The following is an 18,948-nucleotide window of genomic DNA, read 5'->3' on the forward strand; positions in this document are numbered from 1 at the left end:
ATTTGCCAGGCCGGGTATCGCCAACTGTCAGAGTACCAGATCTGAACCTTTTTCCTGTTGCTTACCAGCACCTTCGCAACTTTAGCCATAGGGTGGTTGCTATGCTGACTTTAACCATGGATCTACGTCTAAAAAAGATGCCGAATCGTAAGCTGAGTCTCGTCCTGCTGCTGGCCTCGGCCACCCTTGGACTTCAGGCGCAGGTAGCCCCGTCTCCCGATGCACCACCCGTCAGCACCGCGCCGGATACCGAGAGCGTTGCGCAGGATGCTCCCATGGAGACCCTGAAGGTCAACGTCAACCTGGTCAGCCTCTACTTCACGGTGCGGGATCGGCGAAATGGCCTCATCTCCAACCTCACCCGGGACGACTGCAGCGTCTTCGAGGACAAAGCACCGCAGAAGCTCAAGAACTTCTCGGCAGAAGCCGACCAGCCCCTCACCCTCGGCATCCTGCTCGACACCAGCGGCAGCCAGCAGAACGTCCTGCCTCTCGAGCAGCAGGTCGGCAGCCAGTTTCTCGAGCGGATTCTTCGCCCCAAGGATGAGGCCTTCCTCATCTCCTTCGACGTAGGCGTGGACTTGCTGCAGGACTACACCAGCAACGCGCACCAACTGCAGCGAGCCATGAACAAGGCGGTGATCAATACCGCTGGCGGAAACGGAGCCGGGGGTGTTCCCGGCATCGGGCAGGGGCCCATCCCTCAACACGGAACCCCCAAGGGAACCCTGCTCTACGATGCCGTCTATCTCGCTGCAAATGAAAAGCTTCGCCAGGAGACTGGCCGCAAGGCCATGATCCTGCTCACGGACGGAGAAGACCAGGGCAGCCAGGAAAAGATCACCGGCGCGATTGAGGCGGCACAGAAGGCGAATACCATCGCCTACGTACTGCTCATTGCCGATCGCGGCTTCTACTTCAATGGCATGATCGGTGGCTATACCGGCGATGCCGCCATGCGAAAGCTGGCAGAGGAAACCGGAGGACGCGTCATCGACGTGGGCAACAATGGCAAAAAACTGGAGGCGGCCTTCAAGCAAATAGAGGATGAGCTACGCACCCAGTACCTTGCCAATTACACGCCCACCAACAGCAAGCTGGATGGCAGCTACCGCCACATCGACATCCAATGCAAGGGCGACGGTCTCAAAGTGCAAGCCCGCAAAGGCTACTACGCCCAGAGGCCAGACGAACAATAAACACGGCATTCGCTTCCCGTCGAAACGTTGCGGGCGGAGCGCTCTGCCAGCGCCCCCTGCAACCTATAGCGCGCATCCCCCGGCGGCAGCCCTCGTCCCCAAGGGGCGTTAGATATGAGTTACTTGCCATTGAAATCGTTGAAGTTGTCATTACCTCTTTCCCTTTACGGTGCATCCTAGGATTTAGGAACTCTACCGCGGGAACCCTAAGCGGTAGTTCCTGGAAGAGAGGTTTGACGATGAAGCGTTTCATTTTGGGGAGCCTGCTGCTCGCTGCATTTTGCTGTGTAGTGCCGCGCGCTGCGCTGGCGCAGAATACAGTTCGCTGTAATTCGGATGATGGCGGGCGACATCACTGCGCCGCCAATGTTCGTGGTGGGGTGCAACTTTCCCGGCAGATCAGCGGCTCTCCCTGCATCCTGAATCGGACCTGGGGCACCGATTCGCGTAGCATCTGGGTGGATAAGGGCTGCCGCGCCGAGTTTACCGTCGGGAATGCCAGCTACACACCAAATGCCTATGGCCAAACGGTGCGCTGCACCTCAGACGATGGCGGGCGCCACTACTGCAATGCCAACGTAGCGAGCGGCGTGCAGCTTGCGCAGCAACTCAGCGGCTCCCCTTGTGTGGAGGGGCAGACTTGGGGCTATGATTCGCGGGGCATCTGGGTGGATCAGGGCTGCCGCGCGGACTTCAGCGTCGGCACCGGAAACTATAACGGCGGGAACTACGGTGGAAATTACGGCGGCAATGGCTCGGGCCAGACGATCCGCTGCAGCTCCGACGATGGCGGTCGCCACTACTGCAACGCCAATGTAAACGGCGGCGTGCAGCTCTCCCAGCAGATCAGTGGCACTCCCTGCGTACAGGGGCAGACCTGGGGCTACGATCAACGCGGCATCTGGGTAGATAGAGGCTGCCGTGCCGACTTCGTCATCGGAAGCGGAAGCTATAACGGCGGGAACTACGGGGGCAATTACGGCGGCAACTATGGCACAGGCCAGACGATCCGCTGCAGCTCCGATGATGGCAACCGTCACTATTGCAATACCAACGTAAACGGCGGCGTTCGGCTCTCGCAGCAGATCAGCGGCACTCCCTGCGTACAGGGAGAGTCCTGGGGCTACGATCAACGCGGTATCTGGGTGGATAAAGGTTGCCGTGCCGACTTCATCGTCGGTGGCGGAAGGTACAACAATGGTCGCCGCCACGATCGCGACGATGACCACGACGACAACCGCTGATTTGGCGGCCATGCGTGTCCACGTTGGAGCACTGACAACAATGGCATCCTAGTGAGCACCCGGTTGCCATCCTAAGCGAAGCGAAGAAGAGGGCTGCCGCTTACCTTCTTTGTCCGCTAACAGCAAGGCGCAAAAACCGAGTGCAGTCATTCTCCCGTGGAATGGCTGCACTCGCTGCCATCCAGCCATCCAGGTCTATCCCTACTTCGCCGGAAACTCCGGCAGCTTCAACGAAAACAACTTGGCTGGATCGAGATAGGCTCCCTGCCACCGCACAGCCATATGCAAATGGGGCCCAGTCACGCGGCCGGTTGCACCGCTCAAACCAATTTCCTGCCCCTTCCGAACCTGTTCGCCTGCGGTTACCTCGATGCGGGAGAGGTGCATGTACAGAGTCATGAACTGCTGCCCGTGATCGATCACCACCAGGCCACCTTCGTAAAAGAGATTCTTTGCCAGGACGACCTCCCCGGCGTTTGCCGCTCTCACACGCGTTCCCACCCTCGCGCGAAAATCCATGCCGCGATGGATGCTTGCCGTCTCCCCGTTGAAGACGCGGCGGGTGCCAAACGAGTCGGTTGCAGGTGCATTTACCGGGAGCACAAAGTTGCTCCTCCACTCGACCGCCGGCAGTTGGTGGGCAAAGGCTGCGTCCTTGACCTTCTTCTCCTCGGCAATTCGCACCAGCGTCGGAGCGTCCGGTTCGACGAACTGGCTGGGCACACGCAGCTCCACCGTCTTGTACGCCGATGGAACGATCTCGATTTCCCGGCTGGCCCGCGCCGTCTCTCCCCCCGGCAATGCGGCTTCGATCGAGAGCTCCTGCCTGCCCGGAGTCTCCTCCACGTCCACTCCCGCCAGCGCATACCATTTGCCGGGCTGGCTCGCCTGCGTAAATACCAGATCATGCCCCAGCCAATGTCCCTTCACGCCAATCGCGGAGCCGCCCACCTCCACCGTAAAGACGCATGGCGAACCCACTGCCAGGGGCTGCGGTTCCCAATTGACCCTGCGGATCGCCGCGTCGCTCTGCGCCCTGGCCATACCCACGGCACCCGGCAAAATGGCAATCCCCAAGAGAATCCACAAGGCAGGCAGCAGTGCAGCGATTCTCCCGGCTCGCCTCATCCAGGCCCGGCTCCCATCAGCCCTCCCGTCCGGGCCCACCCCATATCCGCAGTTCATACCCTCACAGTAGCAAGATTCGCCGTTCTCTCTGGACGAACTCTAGCGAATCTCAGGCGAATCTCTCTGGGCTCAATCCACCATGGCGAAATTTCATGCTGAATCTGGCAGAAAAGGCAGCACCGTTCTTGTTGCAACCGACCCCCTTTTCCTTGAAGGATGCACATGCTTTCAACAGCTCGAAGGTCGCGCATCGCCAGCAACCAAGGCAGGATGACAGTTTTTGTGTAAACGCCAGAGTAAAATTCGTGCGCTCTTCGCCCCATATTCCCCGTTTACAGGTCGCTCCGCACTTCGTACTCTTGGCAAGCGTTCCGGAAATATTCGGAACACAACTTTCGCCTATTTGAACCACAACTTGAGTTAGAGCAGAAGCTCGCAGGCATGCGCCCGGCTTCGATGGCTCGAAGATCTGCCATGTTCCGGCCCAACTGCCGTGAAGGGATGCGGATTCTTCCGGCTGTCGCCCGGTGCCTGGCAACCATCGCCCGCAGCTTCTGCTCTCCGCAACCCGGTCCGAAGCTGGGCAGAGCGGCACCGCGTGAGCGGACGGAGAAGCCTTTGCGCTTTTTCGCCTGTGCACGGGGAGCGGCGTTCTATTTCCTCCGGACCGGGTTGTGCCACCTATTGCATTTCCAGGTGCACGAAGACGTGCGCCTCGAAACCGCCCCGCTCACAACCTCCGGGGCAGTCAGGATGTCATGAGGCCCAAGAAAACTATTCTCTGCGTAGACGACAATCAACAAGCACTCTCCGTACGTCAATTCATGCTGGAAACACGCGGCTATCGCGTGTTGAGCGCAACTACCCCAGAAGAAGCGCTGGATATATTCGCCCAGGGCGGCATTGATCTCGTTCTCAGCGATCTGCTGATGCCCCGCATGGATGGCAACGAACTCGTTCGCCGCATGAAGGAGCTCACCCCGGAAACCCCGATGATTCTCCTCAGCGGCAGCGTCAAGGCCTTTGATCGGGCCGACAGGGCCGATGCCTTCCTGCCCAAAGGAGCCTGCTCCGCGGCTGAGATCCTCGATCGCATCCGTCTGCTGATCGCCCGCAAGCGTGGCCCCAAGCGCACCACCGTGCCGCACGTCTCCGCTCCCCGGCACCAGGACAGCTATGCCCCCGAGGCGCTGTCCGAGGTCGCCGTCGCATCCTGAAGGTTCCTTTGCTGCATCATTGCGGGAGGGGAGCTCGCTTTCCGGGCTCCCCGGGCTATCTCCCTCCGCCATCCCCAGTTACAATCGGTGTGTGCAACCCATCATCGTCGCCGACAAACTGAGCAAGGTCTACCACGCTGGAAAAATCGAAGTCCCCGCGCTGCGCAACGTTTCCTTCTCTATCGAACCGGGAGAGTTCGTCAGCATTGTCGGCCCCTCCGGCAGCGGGAAATCGACGCTGTTCTATGTACTCGGCGGGCTCACGCACGCTACCTCCGGCAGCGTCAAGATCGATGGCGTGGACTTCGCTAGCCTTACCGATGCCGAGCGCACGAGCATGCGCAAGTCGAAGATCGGCTTCGTCTTCCAGAAGTTCAACTTGCTGCCCACGCTTTCCGCCCTCGATAACATCGAGATCGCCTATGACATCTCCGGCCGCAAGGATTCGATGGATCACGCCTTTCTGACTCAGCTGGCAGACCTGCTCGGCATCACTGGCAGGTTGCAGCATCGGCCGGCGGAGCTCTCCGGTGGCGAGCAGCAGCGCGTTGCCATTGCGCGGGCACTCATTACGCATCCGGCCATCGTGCTTGCGGATGAGCCGACCGGCAATCTCGATACCAGGAATTCGGAAATCGTCCTAAAGATGCTGCAGCAGTCCAATCGCGAGTTCAAGCAGACCGTCCTGATGATTACCCATAATCCCGAGGCTGCTGCCATCGCAGACCGCATCCTGCACATGCGCGATGGTGAGATTGTCAGCGTTGAACAGGGCGCCGGCGCGCTCACCCGTACCGCTCCGACCGCGCACCAGGCACAGCCAGGCTTCGATGGAGCGGCAGCCGGAGAAGTGTTTTAACGATAGCGCGGTCAGGCATAGCGGCCTTCGTTGACCTTTAGACTGCCTGACCGATATACTCGATGAGTACCGAGCGGGAGTAGCTCAGTGGTAGAGCATTGCCTTGCCAAGGCAAGGGTCGCGGGTTCAAATCCCGTCTCCCGCTCCAGTCAGCCGAGCCGCTCGGAACAGTAGTTCTCTTCTGCCCTGTATCATTAAGCCGAGAGATCTGCATGGCTGACAAAACACCGCAATGCGCCACTGATACGTCATTCCAACCCGGCGCGGTACCCAAGTGGTAAGGGAGAGGTCTGCAAAACCTTTATGCGTGGGTTCGATTCCCACCCGCGCCTCCAGTTTGTTCATAAGCCAGTTTGCTCAATCAGCTAGATCGATCCTGAGAGTTAAACGCTCGCCGTAGTGAGCGAGTCTCGTGTGCTTTTTTCCGCGAGCCCGCTGATTCTCGTAGATACTGGATGAGCACTTCAGTTAGCCAAATTCAGAGCAATCCCTTGCTTTAAGGGCCACTACATCATGGCTGGAAAATCCTACTGGATTCGCCGATCGAAACGTCATCTGATACTGCTTGCGACCGCAGCCGGGATCACTTGTCTGGCCTACCTGGCGACGCCTCCACCCGATGCTCGCCATCGCCTCAGCATGGCCACAGCGTATGCTGGCCTGATCTTTCTTGCAGCTTCTCTGTGGGTTGGACCGTGGAATGTCTTGCGGCGGCGGGCAAATCCCGTAAGCTTCGATCTGCGCCGCGACATCGGGATCTGGGCCGGAGTGCTCGCCATTCTGCATACCGCCATCGGCTTGACGGTGCATCTTCGCGGACGGATGTGGATGTACTTCTTCAAGCGGTTGCACCCTCTAAGGCTGCAAAATACCGAATTTGGCCTGGCAAACTATATCGGGCTTGGTGCAGCGATTCTATTCCTGATGCTCTTGGCAATATCGAATGACGTCTCCTTGCGATCCCTGGGAATGCGCCGATGGAAATCCCTGCAACGCTGGACCTACGTGGCCGCCGCTCTCACCGTGGCTCACGGCATCGCCTACCAGTTGATCGAAAAACGACGACTTCCCTGGGTCTTTGTCTTTGCGACGATTACCATGGCAATTTTTCTGATTCAAACCCTGGGCTGCTTGCGAATCACGAGGGGCACCGGTTCACGTTCGACGGAGGAGACACTTGCCGGAATAACTCCTGTCGAGGTAAGGAACCATCGAGCGAACCCTCCCCAATAGTGTCGTTTCTGGCCAGCGTCCTGCGGGATTGCCGCGATGCATTGACAGTCCCTTTACTGGTCTTCACGTTGGCACGATCTGCACCAATCGTTTTCTCTGCGACCACAAAATCGCCCCCCAGTGCGTCCTACTTGGTAAGCCACAATCCTGACTTTCTGGACAGAAACTCTTCAGGAACACTTCAGCAAGAAGCGGGATAATCAGGGCTTATATAAGAAGAGAGGTCCACGGTGCGGATTCTGCTGGTGGAAGACGAGATCAAAGTTGGCAGTGCGCTGAGCGAGGGCCTTGAGGCGCAGGGTTATGAGATTACATGGGCACAGACGGGAGAGGATGGCTTCTTTCATGCCAGTTCCAACTCTTACGACCTGCTCCTTCTGGACATCATGCTGCCTGGCCGGGATGGACTCGAGATCCTGAATGCACTGCGGAAACAAGGTTTGAAGGCTCCCGTTCTCCTGCTCACTGCGAAAGATGCGATTGAAGACCGGGTTCTGGGTCTGGATATGGGCGCTGACGACTACCTGGTAAAGCCGTTTGCGTTTGCTGAGTTGAGTGCGCGCATCCGTGCGCTGCTGCGTCGCAATAAACCGGAGCCCACGGATGTTCTGCTGATTGCTTCGCTTGAGATTGATCCTGTCAGAAGAACGGTCAGCCGCGAGGGTCGCCGTCTTGATCTGACGGCGCGGGAGTTCGAACTGCTCGAATACCTGGCGCGCAATCATGGCCGGGTGGTTTCGCGCCAGATGCTCGCGCGCGATGTGTGGCAGGAGACCGGCAGGGCAACGCCTCTCGACAACGTGATCGACGTACACGTCGCGCGGCTGCGCAGGAAAATGGACGAGCCGTTTGAACAGAAGCTTCTGCATACAGTAAGGGGCGTTGGATTCACGCTAAGCGAGGACGATGCATGAGCAGCCTTCGTCGAGCAAACCTTCGGACGCGCCTGACCCTCTTGTACGCTTCGTTGCTGGCGGTGGGGCTTCTACTCTACGCAGTTGGCGTTTCTGCGTTCTTTCTTCGGAACTTGCGCGAAGAGCTGGACTCCAGCCTGCATCGCGATGTTGAGACGGTTGAAGGAGCGCTCTTAGCCGCTCCGGACGGAACCCTGCAGATCAGCTCGCGAGAAGGAGAGGCAGAGGAAGGCGAGCTTGAGCATGGCTACTTTCTAGAGGTCTGGTCCCAGCAGGGCTCGTTGATTTATCACAGTGCACAACTCCGGAACCAGGTTCTCGGCCTTCCCCCGGGAAAAGGTGCAGGCTTCAGCCGGCAAGACCCGCATTCCATCCGCCTGCCCTCTGGCATGCGGCTGCGCACCATCAGCCGCCTCCACCATATGGCCGTTGGCAACCCTGTGGTGGTTCGGCTGGCTGTGAGCGAAGAGCCACTCTGGAGAGAGTTTTGGGAGATGGTCACGGTTCTGGGCTTCGGACTTCCGCTGACCGTAATCGCTGTCGCATTGACGGGATACCTGGTGGCCGCACGAGCCCTGAAACCAGTGGACGCGATGGCGCAACACGCAGCGCAGATCACGGCAGAGCAACTGAACGAGCGCTTGCAGATCGAGAATCCGAATGATGAATTAGGTCAATTGGGCGTTGCGTTCAACGCTACCCTGGCAAGGCTGGAGCGCTCCTTCGACCAATTGCGGAAGTTTACTGCTGACGCTTCTCATGAGCTGCGAACTCCACTGACCGCGATCCAAAGCGTTGGCGAAGTCTCTCTGCAAATGCACGGCGATGTGAGGTACTACCGAAACACGATCGGAAGCATGCTGGAAGAAACGAACCGGCTGGCGGCGCTGGTCGATAATCTTCTGACCATGGCTCGTGCCGATGCTGGCCGGATGCAATTGCAGCGAGCACAGGTAAATCTCCTGGATCTTGCGACCGAGACGGTGAAGTTTCTCGAAGTGCTGGCGGAGGAACGACACCAGGCGATTCGAATCGATGGCACGGGCGAGCTGACCGTTGCTGCCGATCGCACCGTCCTGCGACAGGCGCTGGTGAACGTTGTACATAACGCCGTCAAGTATTCGCCCGATGGAGGAGAGGTTCGCGTTCGCATTCGAGAGACGGAGAGCGATGCAATTGTCGAAGTACAGGACAACGGGCCCGGCATCCCTATGGAGCATCGCGACCGCATCTTTGAGCGATTCTATCGGGTAGACAAATCGCGCACTCGCGCTGCAGGCGGCGCCGGCCTTGGCCTGTCGATTGCAGCATGGGCGGTCTCCATGCACGGAGGCAGAATAGAGGTCGTGTGTGAACCAGGCCCGGGTTCAACCTTTCGCATTCGCCTGCCAAAGATCCTTCCTGCCGTAGCCCCGGCAGGTTATTCGAATTCCTAACGCGTTGCGAGGTGACATGCAGCTCCGTTCTTATTTCGCTCTTCTGCTGCTGAGTTGGATGGCAGTTCTTGCAGGCGCAGAACCTTCCACAAATTCACCGGTCCTGGCGGGAATCGTACAGGATTCGAGTGGAGCCGTAATCGTCGGCGCAAAGGTTGTCCTGACTGCACCGGACGGTAGAGTCATCACTCAGGAGGCAACGGATAAGGCTGGCAGCTTCCGCTTCGGCGGTATCGCTCCCGGCAGCTATTCCATCGATGTGGCGCAGCCAGGATTTCGCGCGACAAAGCAGCAGGTCAAGGTCGGTGCGTCCACGCGTACACAACTACGGATCGTTCTTCCAATCGCAGCGGTAAACGAAGAGATCACCGTAGCTGGCAGCGACCCATCCGCAGCAGTGTCGACTGAGACTGCACAGAATCAAAGCGCAAATACCATCGATAGCCAGGCTCTCGATCGTCTTCCGACATTCGACAAGGATTACATCACGACGATGTCGCGGTTTCTCGACTCCGACGCGACAGGGACCAACGGTGTGACGCTGGTCGTGAATGGCGCCGAAGCCAACGGACCTGGCGTGACGGCATCTGCGATCGAAAGCGTGAAGATCAATTAAAACCCATATACCGCACTCTACTCAAGACCAGGGCGTGCACGGGTAGAAATTACGACTAAGGGTGGAACGCCACAACTTCACGGATCGGGTACTTTTCTATATCGCGATTCTCTGTTCGATGCGCGCAACACCTTCGCTCTAACCAAGGCATCGGAGCAGCGTACATACTTTGAGGGGTCACTTACCGGTCCTCTCAGTCATGACAAGAAGACTACTTTTCTCCTCGCGCTGGACAAGGACAACGACAATCAGCAGGCAATCGTCGTAGCAGCGGGGCCTTCCGGCATCATTACCGCTAACGTTCCTAACCCAACACATCATTACTTCCTTTCGGGTCGAGTCTTCCACGATTATGGTCAGGGAAATCAATTCTGGGTGGGCTACTCCTTCGAACACCGCGCGGTTAAGAACCAGGGCGTTGGTGGAACCGTGCTTCCCGAAGCTGGAATGAATACTGTGTTTTTAGAGCACGAGCTCCACTTTGGCTATGTGTACGTCTTCTCTCCAAAACTTCTTAACCAGCTTCACTTCTTTCTTGGCCATTTCGATAACCCGACACACAGCCTGAATGCGACGCCGCAATTGAACGTGTCCGGCGCCTTCACGGGCGGCGGGGCGCAGGCAGACTTCCGAAAAACGGAGTATCACTTTGATGGAACCGACATTGTTACGTATTCGACAGGCAGGCAGGAGATCAAGCTTGGAATTGATGTGCCAGATATCAGCCGCCGGGGATTTGACGAATTCAACAATCAGCAAGGCACGTACTCCTTTGCGAGCCTCTCCGATTATCAGAACTCTCATCCATTTTCCTATCAGGTGCAACGTGGAAACGGGCATATCACCTTCCTGGAGACGACGTTTGCCGGCGTCTTCGAGGACAACATCCGAATCAGGACGAATCTTTCCTTCTCGATAGGTGCCCGCTACTACTGGCAGAATCACTTTCACAACATCGCTCATAACCTTGCGCCAAGGGTAAGTTTTGCTTACGCCCCCTCCTCCAAGGGGAATACGGTTCTGCGCGGTGGCGCGGGATTCTTCTTTGACCGCACAGGTCCAGCGCCGATAGCGGATGCCTTGCTCTTCAATGGAGTTCGTCTCAAACGATTGATCCTTGAGCAACCCACTTATCCGGTTGCGGACAGCGCACTCGTCAATCTTCCAACAAGTGTTGTCACTCTCGACCCGCGTCAGCGTATCCCCTACACTCTCCAATTTGGAGTTGGGATCGAGCAGCAGTTGAATCGAAAGAGTTCCGTGTCCGTGAACTACATCGGCTCAAGGGGAATCGATCTATTCCGCTCCGTCGATGCGAACGCCCCCGCTCCGCCTGACTATACCGCGCGACCAAACCCTAGGTTTGGACAGATACGGCAGATTCAATCGGAGGGCTATCAGAAAGCGAATGCGCTTGAGATCGCCTTTCGCGGACAACCAGTCAGGTTTTTCACCGGACAGGCTCAATACACACTGGGCAAGACCTACAACAATACGACGAACATTAGCTACTTCCCCGCAAACAGCAATTTTCCTCGTTCCGAGTGGGGTCGATCCGACAATGATCAGCGGAACAAATTTGACCTTTTAGGAAACTTGGAAGCGGGCAATTGGTTCAACTTCGGAACGGCTCTGTCGCTCTATTCCGGCAAACCTGTAAATGTCACAACCGGCAGCGATGACAATCATGACAGCCTTGCAGTGGATCGTCCTGCTGGAGTTCCGCGAAACTCCTTTCACGGCCCAGGCTACATCGACCTGGACTTTAACCTTGCACATGATTTCCTGCTGACAAAAGCGGGAAAGGAAGGGCCCGTTGCTACGATCTCCGTTAACTCCTTCAATGTCCTCAATCACGAAAATGACAAGACCTACGTCGGTGTAATTCGTTCGCCATTCTTCGGTCGTGCCGTTGCTGCGCAACCACCGCGGCGCATGCAGCTCGATCTGGAGTTCAGGTTCTAGGCATAAACCAGCGGTGTAGCCATCCCAATGCGAGTGAGGATTCTCATGAGATCGAATTATCGAAGTTTGCGCAACATCGCCAGCCATATGGCTGTGAGCCTATTACTGATCCCCTCCATTGCCTGCTCCCAGCAAAAACCCGGCGAGGCTGAACCCGCACCGATACTCAAGAAAGTGACCGACATCGCCATGCCGGGACCTGCAGTTCGTTTCGACTATCAAAGCCTGGACCTGCAGAGCGGCCGGCTCTACATCTCGCACATGAATGCAGATCAAATGGTCGTGTTCGATTTGGCAAAGCGGGAGGTCGTTGCAAACCTAGACGGGTTCAAGCGTGTCCACGGAGTATGGGCGGTTCCTGAGCTGACACGGGTCTATGCTTCCGTAACCGGAGAGCATTCCGTGGCAGTGGTCGATAGCAAGACTCTGAAGACTCTCGCCAAAGTTGGACCGATAACCTACCCCGATGGATTGGCCTACGCGCCCCAGGCAAAGCGGGTATTTGTCTCCGATGAGCGTGGCAATACCGATGCCGTAATCGACGCGACCAACAATACATTGCTGACAAGTATTCCGCTTCGCGGCGGTGCGGGGAATACGATTTACGATCCGAATTCTGGACACATCCTGGTTGCAGTCCACGGTGTGAACGAACTCGCCGTCATCGATCCAGCATCTGCAAAAATAATCGGGGAGTATCCGCTTGCTGGGATCAAGAACCCCCATGGCATTGCACTGGATATAGCGAAGCATCTCGCGTTCGTCGCAGGAGAGGAGAATCACTCCCTTGCCGTGGTAAGCCTCGACACAATGAAGGTGCTCTCGACCTACCAGGTCGGCGAAGATCCGGATGTACTCGCCTTTGATCCAGGATTAAAGCGGCTTTATGTCTCTGCTGAGTCAGGCACTGTCACCGTGTTTCAGGAGGATGGCCAAAGCCTGAAATCGCTGGGCCAGTTCTCTATGCCGCACGCTCACACTGTGAGCGTGGATCCCAGGACTCACCTGGTCTACTTTCCGCTGGAGAACATCGATGGGCATCCGCTGCTGCGCATCATGAAGCCGGCCGATCTGCAGTAGCGCTTGCGTGGTTTTTCCTTAAGCACACCACAAATGAAAGAGCCGCTTGCTGTGAGCCAACAGGAAATGTTGGTACACAGCAAGCGGCTGCGGTACTTACCACGATTGCTCCATCCTCGACGAGAGGATGACGGAGCGGGATAGATTCGGCTACTGCTCGTCGCCAACTTCTGTATCGCCGCCGTTCTGCTTTGCAAACAGGTCAGACATTACGTTGACCTGGTCATCGCAGGCGTGGTTCAGGCAAGGCAGATTCAGGCCAGACTCAATCGACTTCAGCAGCGAAAAGTGATTGTAGCGTTTGCCACTCTGCATTCCACGCACGCCATAGTTGGTGTCGACGATCAACAGTACTTGATTGGTATTTGGAGCGAGGCTGTAGTCATTCTCATCCCAAAGCACGACGATCGCGTTCCTCCCCTGCTTCCAGGCTGGGGAAGTATGGATCGCATGCACCAGCTTCTGCACCGTGACGTCGCCACGATAGATCAGCGCAGGATTCAGGCCAGCCTGGGTGCCATCGCTGGTGGGATCATAATTGCAGAATGCTCCAGCGTTGCCGCGCCCATGCTGATCGTTGCACTGGTTCGGCGCGATGAACGAATAGGTGGGCACTTTGCCGCTACCGAGATCGGCATAGAGTCCGCGCGCTCCGTCAAAGTCAACGACCTGATTCAAGCTCAATTGCGGATCGTCCCCCGCCTGCACAGCCCTGAAGTATGCGAAGGGATTGTGCTTGACGGCATACAGAGAGACCAGGCTGCTCGACGTCAGCGGAGGATTCAGCGTGGGCGTGATCTTGCTGAAGTTCGTGAGATTGGTAAACGCGCCATCGCTCACGTTCACCTTATAAGCGCCCATCAGCGGCAGGTTTTCCTGATAGCTCTTCCAACTCAGGCCGGCAGCTACAAGCTGATCTGCAATCGTCTTTCCGACGATGTATTTATCCGCTGGAATGGACTGCGTGCCATCGATGTTGATCGTTCCCGGAAGCCCTTGCGTCTCATTGGTGAAGTCGATTGCCGGTGTGGCCGCATCCGTTCCGCTTCCAGAGATGGGGCAAATCGCGGGCGACGACGGATTGTCGGTTGCAGGGATTCCCGACGCAAGATTCGTGGTGCAGGAGGTGCTGCCCCAATCGGGATTGTTGTCCGTCTGCACGCCAAAATTCGAACCGCCAACGGTCTCCAGATAATTCGTCAGGCTAGGATGACCAATAGCGAAGTAATTCGTCGCAGCGTTTGCCTTTTTTGCATAGCTGTTCAGGAAGGGTGCGTTCGGATTGCCGACAATCTGGCTGAATCCGTGGTTCTCCATCATGATGACAAAGACGTGGTCAAGGTGCGGTACACCTTGAGGGACGGGGCCCTCCTGTGCGAACACTGTGCCCGCCAGTGCCGTTGCGACCAGACCGATTGCTGCCGCCATTTTCTTCATACGGGTATTCCTTTCGGGGAAAGAAGTGCCGAGCTCTTCTGAACTCCTTCGCACGCGCAGACCCGGCTGCTTGGACCCTATTGGTGGATTATTTCGGTTGCGTTACAGCAGAGTTAAGAATTTCTTAGCAACAATGCGAATGTTGTGGCCATCGACATGCGTCCTTTCACGGAACGGAGGGAAGAATGCCTACTGTTGGCCTCTCGATGATCGTAAAAAACGGCGGTGACGACTTACGCCATTGTCTGGCCAGCGCCCGCCCTATAGTCGATCAAATCGTTATCGTGGACACTGGGTCGACGGACGACACACGAACAATTGCCCAGGAATTCGGTGCCATGGTTGTTGAGTACGCCTGGAGCAATCACTATGCGAATGCCCGTAATGAATCGCTAAAGCACCTCACGACGGATTGGATTCTGGTACTCGATGCCGATGAGGAACTCTCGGCTGAAGCCATTTCCGAAATTCCAAAACTTTTGAATTGCGACGCGGGGGTCGGCGGCTTTGCGCTGCTTCAGCGGAACTACATGAAAGATCGCTTCCAGCACTCCCTGGGGAGCGTTTCCCTTGAATTCAAAGGGGAGTCGAAGCGCGCAGCTGAACTTAAGGCTAAATCCTATTTGGATAATCCTCTGTGCCGACTCTTTAGAAAGCACCCGCAACTGTATTTCACTGGCCGTATCCATGAGGGCGTAGAACTGCAGCTTCTAGCAGCACATAGGACCCTCACTCACACCCGCCTCATCATCCACCATTTCGGTCATTTAGCACAAACAAAGCCGCAACTCGAAAAACAGGAAAAGTACCGCGACATCCTGCGGCTCGCATTAGAAGAGGACCCGAATGACGCGAGGCTTTGGCTGCAGCTCGGCACCACTCACCAAGTCTACTTCCAGCAAACAGACGAGGCTTTACAGTGCTATCTGAAAGCCACCGAACTGAACTACCCTAAAGCCGACCCCTGGATAAGCCTGGCTCAGATCTGTTTAGAGAAGGACCAACCGCAAAATGTGCTAGACGCTGTTCGTCATCTGAAAGACACGGGAGATGAAGGAATCCTGAAGCTGGAATATAGCGGCGACGCTCTGCACAATCTAGGCAGGCTGAAGGAAGCACGGGCCGCGTACGCCTCAGCTCTGAAGATGGCACGCAGAAATCCGAATTACCGTGCTACTGGATGGGATGGACAGTTAGAGAGCAAGCTCGGATATACCGAGGTGCGGCTTGGCATGCACCGCGCCGGCATTAGAAAGATGCGTGCATCCATGGTGGACTTTCCTGCTAGTCTGCCGCAGCATGAACGGCTGGTCAAGGCGCTGGTGCTGTTGGGGCGTGATGTAGAAGCTGCAGATGCCGCCGACAACTCTCTGAACCACTTCGTAAGCGAAAAAATTGTTGCCCGCTCCATAGCCCTGAACATCAGGGTAAATCGGATGGATCGTGTCAATCATGCACTCGAAGTCGGCATGAGGCTTTTCCCGGAATCGGAACTACTGCGAAGGATGCAATCCCCTCAAACAAACCAGGAGCCGAGACCATGGCTGATGTCCTAATCTCAATCATTCGCCCTAAGGGGTATGTGCATAGTGACGCCTTCCATGAGGTGGCAGAGACTATGATGTACAGCCTGCGAAGTCTTGGTCACCAGAGCGCAATTCTAGAAAATACGGTTGACCCTCAGGTCACAAATATTGTCTTGGGAGCAGATCTGCTTAGTGAGCGAGACATGCTTGCGCTTCCCCCAGGAACAATCGTTTACAACCTGGAACAGCTCGGATCAACACATTTGTCGGATGCATATTACCGCCTTGCCGAGCACTACCAAATCTGGGACTACAGCCCGATCAATATTGCGCGATGGAGCGAACGCACATGTAGATTTCTTCCGAAGCTGGTCGAGATCGGATACGCTCCCGAATTGCGCAGAATCACTTCCGCCTCCGAACAGGATATCGATGTCCTGTTTTATGGCTCCATCAATGAGCATCGACTGACGGTCCTGCGCCAGCTTGAGGCTGCTGGTGTTCGCGTTCATGCGGTTTTTGGCGTGTACGGCAAGGAACGCGACTCGCTCATCGCTCGATCAAAACTCGTACTCAACCTGCACTGCTATGAGGCAAAACTGTTTGAGATCGTTCGCGTGTCTTACCTGCTCGCAAACTCAAAAGCGGTTGTGACTGAGGACTCGCCTGATATCGGCGCGATTCGTTCTGGCGTAGCTGTATTCGAATACGACGCGATTGTCGAGGGCTGCCTGGCATTATTGCGGGATGACGCAAAACGATTATCGCTAGAAGCAAAAGGCTTTGCCGTCTTTTCACAGAGAAATGCTGCCCGCATCCTGAGCCAGGCGCTACCAGCAAAGCAGGAAGCCATTGGAGTGGACCAACTTCGCACACTGTACCTCGATATCGTCCAGAAGTGCCTCATCAACATCATCTACGAAGATCCAAACCAGGACCGCTGGTCGCCTCATCTGTTCAATGAACAGTTGAGGGAGCTAGGTCGGGACTGGCCATCGCAAGCTCACAGCATGATCGGCAACGCACGCATGACGAATCTGCGGAAGATCGTTGAGCGCGTGATTGAAGAACAGATTCCAGGGGATCTGATTGAGACTGGGGTATGGCGCGGCGGCGCTTGCATTATGATGCGTGCCGTTCTAAAGGCCTACGGTGTTTATGACCGTCGAGTCTGGGTCGCTGATTCCTTTTGCGGTCTTCCCCAGCCGAAAGCTGGTGTTGAGGCGGATACGGGAGACATACACCACACATTCAAAGAGCTGGCCGTATCTATCGAAGACGTAAAGGCCAACTTCGCGAAATATGAACTACTAGACGAGCAGGTTCAGTTTCTTCAAGGATGGTTCTGCGATACGTTACCCAATGCGCCAATTCGTGAACTGGCGGTCCTACGGCTCGATGGAGACATGTATTCATCGACGATGGATGCCCTGGTCAGCCTGTATGACAAGGTTTCGATCGGGGGATTTGTCATCGTGGATGATTTCGGAGCGGTAGCCGGCTGCCAAAAGGCCATTCTCGAGTTTCGAGCCAGCCGGGGGATCTCGGATCCAATGATGAATATCGACGGATTAGGTGTGTTCTGGCAAAAGAACAGCCACGCTAAGCTGGAGCAAGCTACTGGAGTCGAACCAGCAACGAACTGTCTCTAAGGCAGTCATTCGACCGTTGAACTAAGTCCGCATGGACACGGAAAGCGAAGCTTCCTGGAGCAGCTCGGATGTAGGGGGAAAAGTTCTCTGCGAGTGGGGGGCACGGATCACGATTCTTGCCAGGGTTCTGCACCAGAGAATCTGGCGGGAACGAAGCTGCCCTCAGAAAAGAGGACGCTTTCCATGTCTATAGAAAACGGGAAACCAACGAATCTCCCGTTTTCGCTGGTTCTTTTTGAAGTTGGATAGTGCCGGGGGCGGGAGCCTTAGTGGCGGAGGGAGAGGGATTCGAACCCCCGTAGCCCTTTCGGGCTAAGCGGTTTTCAAGACCGCCTGTTTCAACCGCTCACACATCCCTCCGCGTGAGACGTGGCATTAGTTTATCAGCACCGAACCCGGCTGCGAATCCGCGGCATCCTGACGCGCCTGGCATCCCGGCCCCCGCCCTGTTCCACCTCCACCAGCGCTAGGCCAGCAACTATACCGGCAGGTAGACCCAGCAGCTGGACCATCCGGTACAGCTGCCGTCCGGCAGACGGCACCCCCATAACCGATGCAGCCTGCCAGCTCTCTAGCCTCTACTAGGTGAAGATGATCTGCGCGCCCGCCGCCTTCTCATAGAACTGACCTACGGAGATCACATCGTCGACCTCGGGGCAGAAGTCTTCGCGCTTCAGGTGGAACATGTCCACCGTCGCGCGGCAGGCGTAAATCTCACCACCCGAGTCGTGGATCATGGTCAGGAACTCGCCGACCGGGGGAATGTCGATCTTTTCCATCTCCTTTTTCATCATCGACGTTGCGAAGGAGGACATACCCGGCAGTGCGCCCAGCAGCGTCGGAATGTGCATGCCGGGGTTTCCCACGGTCGCTACTTTGAGGTCGTTCATCCGCTTCTTAACGATCGCGTCGAGCCCGAAGAAGGTGAAGAAGATCGATGCTTCAATCCCTTCCATGCGCGCGCCGTTCGCCATGATCAGTCCAGGATAGACGCCCTCCAGCGATCCCCGCGAGATAATGATCGACACTCGTTGTATAGGCTCGGGCGCATCTGTTTTCGCAGCGTCCGCGCTCTGTATAGGTTGAACTGATGCTGTCTCTGCCATGGTGCCTGCTCTCCTTTTAAATGCAACCTTTAGGTTTTGGAAGCCCTGCGATTTTGGCCGCGCGCTTTGCAGGGCCCTTGGGAAAGAGTTGATAGAGCGACTTGGTGTCCACTCCGCTCTCCTTGGTCAGGCGGCGGATCGATGGCGCGTCTCCTTCCTTTTCGAAGACGTTGCGCATGTAGTGGATGACCGCCCAGTGCTGAGGCGTCAGCTGAGAAATTCCTTCTTGAGCCGCTATCTCCCGTGCGATGTCCTCGTTCCAGTCGCTACGGTTGGCAAGGTGGCCGTCAGCGTCCAGAGCAAGTGCTTTTCCAGCTATAGTCATTGTTCCCATGA

16 protein-coding genes and 3 tRNA genes are annotated in these 18,948 nt (G+C 56.5%); 14 read left to right on the forward strand and 5 right to left on the reverse strand.

Annotated elements, in window-relative coordinates; genetic code table 11:
• Positions 1-137 precede the first annotated feature (137 nt).
• Both VM554_08675 and VM554_08680 read left to right on the forward strand, forming a co-directional pair.
• Positions 138-1,199 (forward strand): VWA domain-containing protein, encoded by a 1,062-nt coding sequence (locus VM554_08675; protein HVJ08448.1) that lies wholly within the window; start codon positions 138-140, stop codon positions 1,197-1,199.
• Positions 1,200-1,438: 239 nt separating this feature from the next.
• Positions 1,439-2,443 carry a DUF3011 domain-containing protein gene (locus tag VM554_08680; GenBank protein HVJ08449.1) on the forward strand — a complete coding sequence of 335 codons (1,005 nt, stop codon included), beginning with the start codon at positions 1,439-1,441 and terminating at the stop codon, positions 2,441-2,443.
• Between the two features lie 201 nt (positions 2,444-2,644).
• On the opposite strand, the gene VM554_08685 is transcribed toward VM554_08680, so the two are convergent.
• Positions 2,645-3,571 carry a M23 family metallopeptidase gene (locus VM554_08685; GenBank protein ID HVJ08450.1) on the reverse strand — a complete coding sequence of 309 codons (927 nt, stop codon included), beginning with the start codon at positions 3,569-3,571 and terminating at the stop codon, positions 2,645-2,647.
• A gap of 758 nt (positions 3,572-4,329) precedes the next feature.
• Between VM554_08685 and VM554_08690 the strand changes: the two genes are divergently transcribed.
• The 10 genes from VM554_08690 (at position 4,330) to VM554_08735 (ending at position 12,891) form a co-directional block, all read left to right on the forward strand.
• Positions 4,330-4,788: a response regulator gene (locus tag VM554_08690; protein ID HVJ08451.1), complete on the forward strand. Its 459-nt coding sequence runs from the start codon at positions 4,330-4,332 to the stop codon at positions 4,786-4,788.
• A 91-nt stretch (positions 4,789-4,879) separates the two neighbouring features.
• Positions 4,880-5,647 carry an ABC transporter ATP-binding protein gene (locus VM554_08695; protein HVJ08452.1) on the forward strand — a complete coding sequence of 256 codons (768 nt, stop codon included), beginning with the start codon at positions 4,880-4,882 and terminating at the stop codon, positions 5,645-5,647.
• A 73-nt stretch (positions 5,648-5,720) separates the two neighbouring features.
• Positions 5,721-5,795: transfer RNA gene (locus VM554_08700), tRNA-Gly, on the forward strand.
• Positions 5,796-5,907: 112 nt separating this feature from the next.
• A tRNA-Cys gene (locus VM554_08705) sits at positions 5,908-5,982 on the forward strand.
• Between the two features lie 178 nt (positions 5,983-6,160).
• Positions 6,161-6,880, forward strand: coding sequence for a hypothetical protein (locus VM554_08710; protein ID HVJ08453.1), 720 nt, complete (start codon positions 6,161-6,163; stop codon positions 6,878-6,880).
• A gap of 230 nt (positions 6,881-7,110) precedes the next feature.
• Positions 7,111-7,794 (forward strand): response regulator transcription factor, encoded by a 684-nt coding sequence (locus VM554_08715; GenBank protein HVJ08454.1) that lies wholly within the window; start codon positions 7,111-7,113, stop codon positions 7,792-7,794.
• Positions 7,791-9,230 (forward strand): heavy metal sensor histidine kinase, encoded by a 1,440-nt coding sequence (locus tag VM554_08720; protein HVJ08455.1) that lies wholly within the window; start codon positions 7,791-7,793, stop codon positions 9,228-9,230. Before VM554_08715 ends, VM554_08720 begins: the two co-directional genes overlap by 4 nt.
• A 58-nt stretch (positions 9,231-9,288) precedes the next feature.
• Complete coding sequence (locus tag VM554_08725) at positions 9,289-9,846, forward strand: carboxypeptidase-like regulatory domain-containing protein (protein ID HVJ08456.1); 558 nt, start codon at positions 9,289-9,291, stop codon at positions 9,844-9,846.
• Positions 9,847-10,221: 375 nt separating this feature from the next.
• Complete coding sequence (locus tag VM554_08730; protein HVJ08457.1) at positions 10,222-11,811, forward strand: hypothetical protein; 1,590 nt, start codon at positions 10,222-10,224, stop codon at positions 11,809-11,811.
• A gap of 45 nt (positions 11,812-11,856) precedes the next feature.
• Positions 11,857-12,891 (forward strand): YncE family protein, encoded by a 1,035-nt coding sequence (locus VM554_08735; protein HVJ08458.1) that lies wholly within the window; start codon positions 11,857-11,859, stop codon positions 12,889-12,891.
• A gap of 150 nt (positions 12,892-13,041) precedes the next feature.
• On the opposite strand, the gene VM554_08740 is transcribed toward VM554_08735, so the two are convergent.
• Positions 13,042-14,328: an alkaline phosphatase family protein gene (locus VM554_08740; protein ID HVJ08459.1), complete on the reverse strand. Its 1,287-nt coding sequence runs from the start codon at positions 14,326-14,328 to the stop codon at positions 13,042-13,044.
• Positions 14,329-14,513: 185 nt separating this feature from the next.
• Between VM554_08740 and VM554_08745 the strand changes: the two genes are divergently transcribed.
• Together VM554_08745 and VM554_08750 are read left to right on the forward strand one after the other, a co-directional pair.
• Positions 14,514-15,884 carry a glycosyltransferase gene (locus VM554_08745; GenBank protein ID HVJ08460.1) on the forward strand — a complete coding sequence of 457 codons (1,371 nt, stop codon included), beginning with the start codon at positions 14,514-14,516 and terminating at the stop codon, positions 15,882-15,884.
• Positions 15,869-17,506 (forward strand): TylF/MycF family methyltransferase, encoded by a 1,638-nt coding sequence (locus VM554_08750; protein HVJ08461.1) that lies wholly within the window; start codon positions 15,869-15,871, stop codon positions 17,504-17,506. Before VM554_08745 ends, VM554_08750 begins: the two co-directional genes overlap by 16 nt.
• A 270-nt stretch (positions 17,507-17,776) precedes the next feature.
• On the opposite strand, the gene VM554_08755 is transcribed toward VM554_08750, so the two are convergent.
• From VM554_08755 to VM554_08765, 3 genes are all read right to left on the reverse strand, one after another.
• Positions 17,777-17,866: transfer RNA gene (locus VM554_08755), tRNA-Ser, on the reverse strand.
• 221 nt (positions 17,867-18,087) lie between these two features.
• The gene (locus tag VM554_08760; protein HVJ08462.1) at positions 18,088-18,612 is read right to left on the reverse strand and encodes a DsrE/DsrF/DrsH-like family protein; all 525 of its coding nucleotides are present in this window, start codon (positions 18,610-18,612) and stop codon (positions 18,088-18,090) included.
• Positions 18,613-18,628: 16 nt separating this feature from the next.
• Positions 18,629-18,946, reverse strand: a complete 318-nt coding sequence (locus VM554_08765) for a TusE/DsrC/DsvC family sulfur relay protein (protein HVJ08463.1) — start codon at positions 18,944-18,946, stop codon at positions 18,629-18,631.
• Positions 18,947-18,948 lie beyond the last annotated feature (2 nt).

The organism is Acidisarcina sp. (genome assembly GCA_035539175.1).
Classification (GTDB): Bacteria; Acidobacteriota; Terriglobia; order Terriglobales; family Acidobacteriaceae; genus JANXZS01.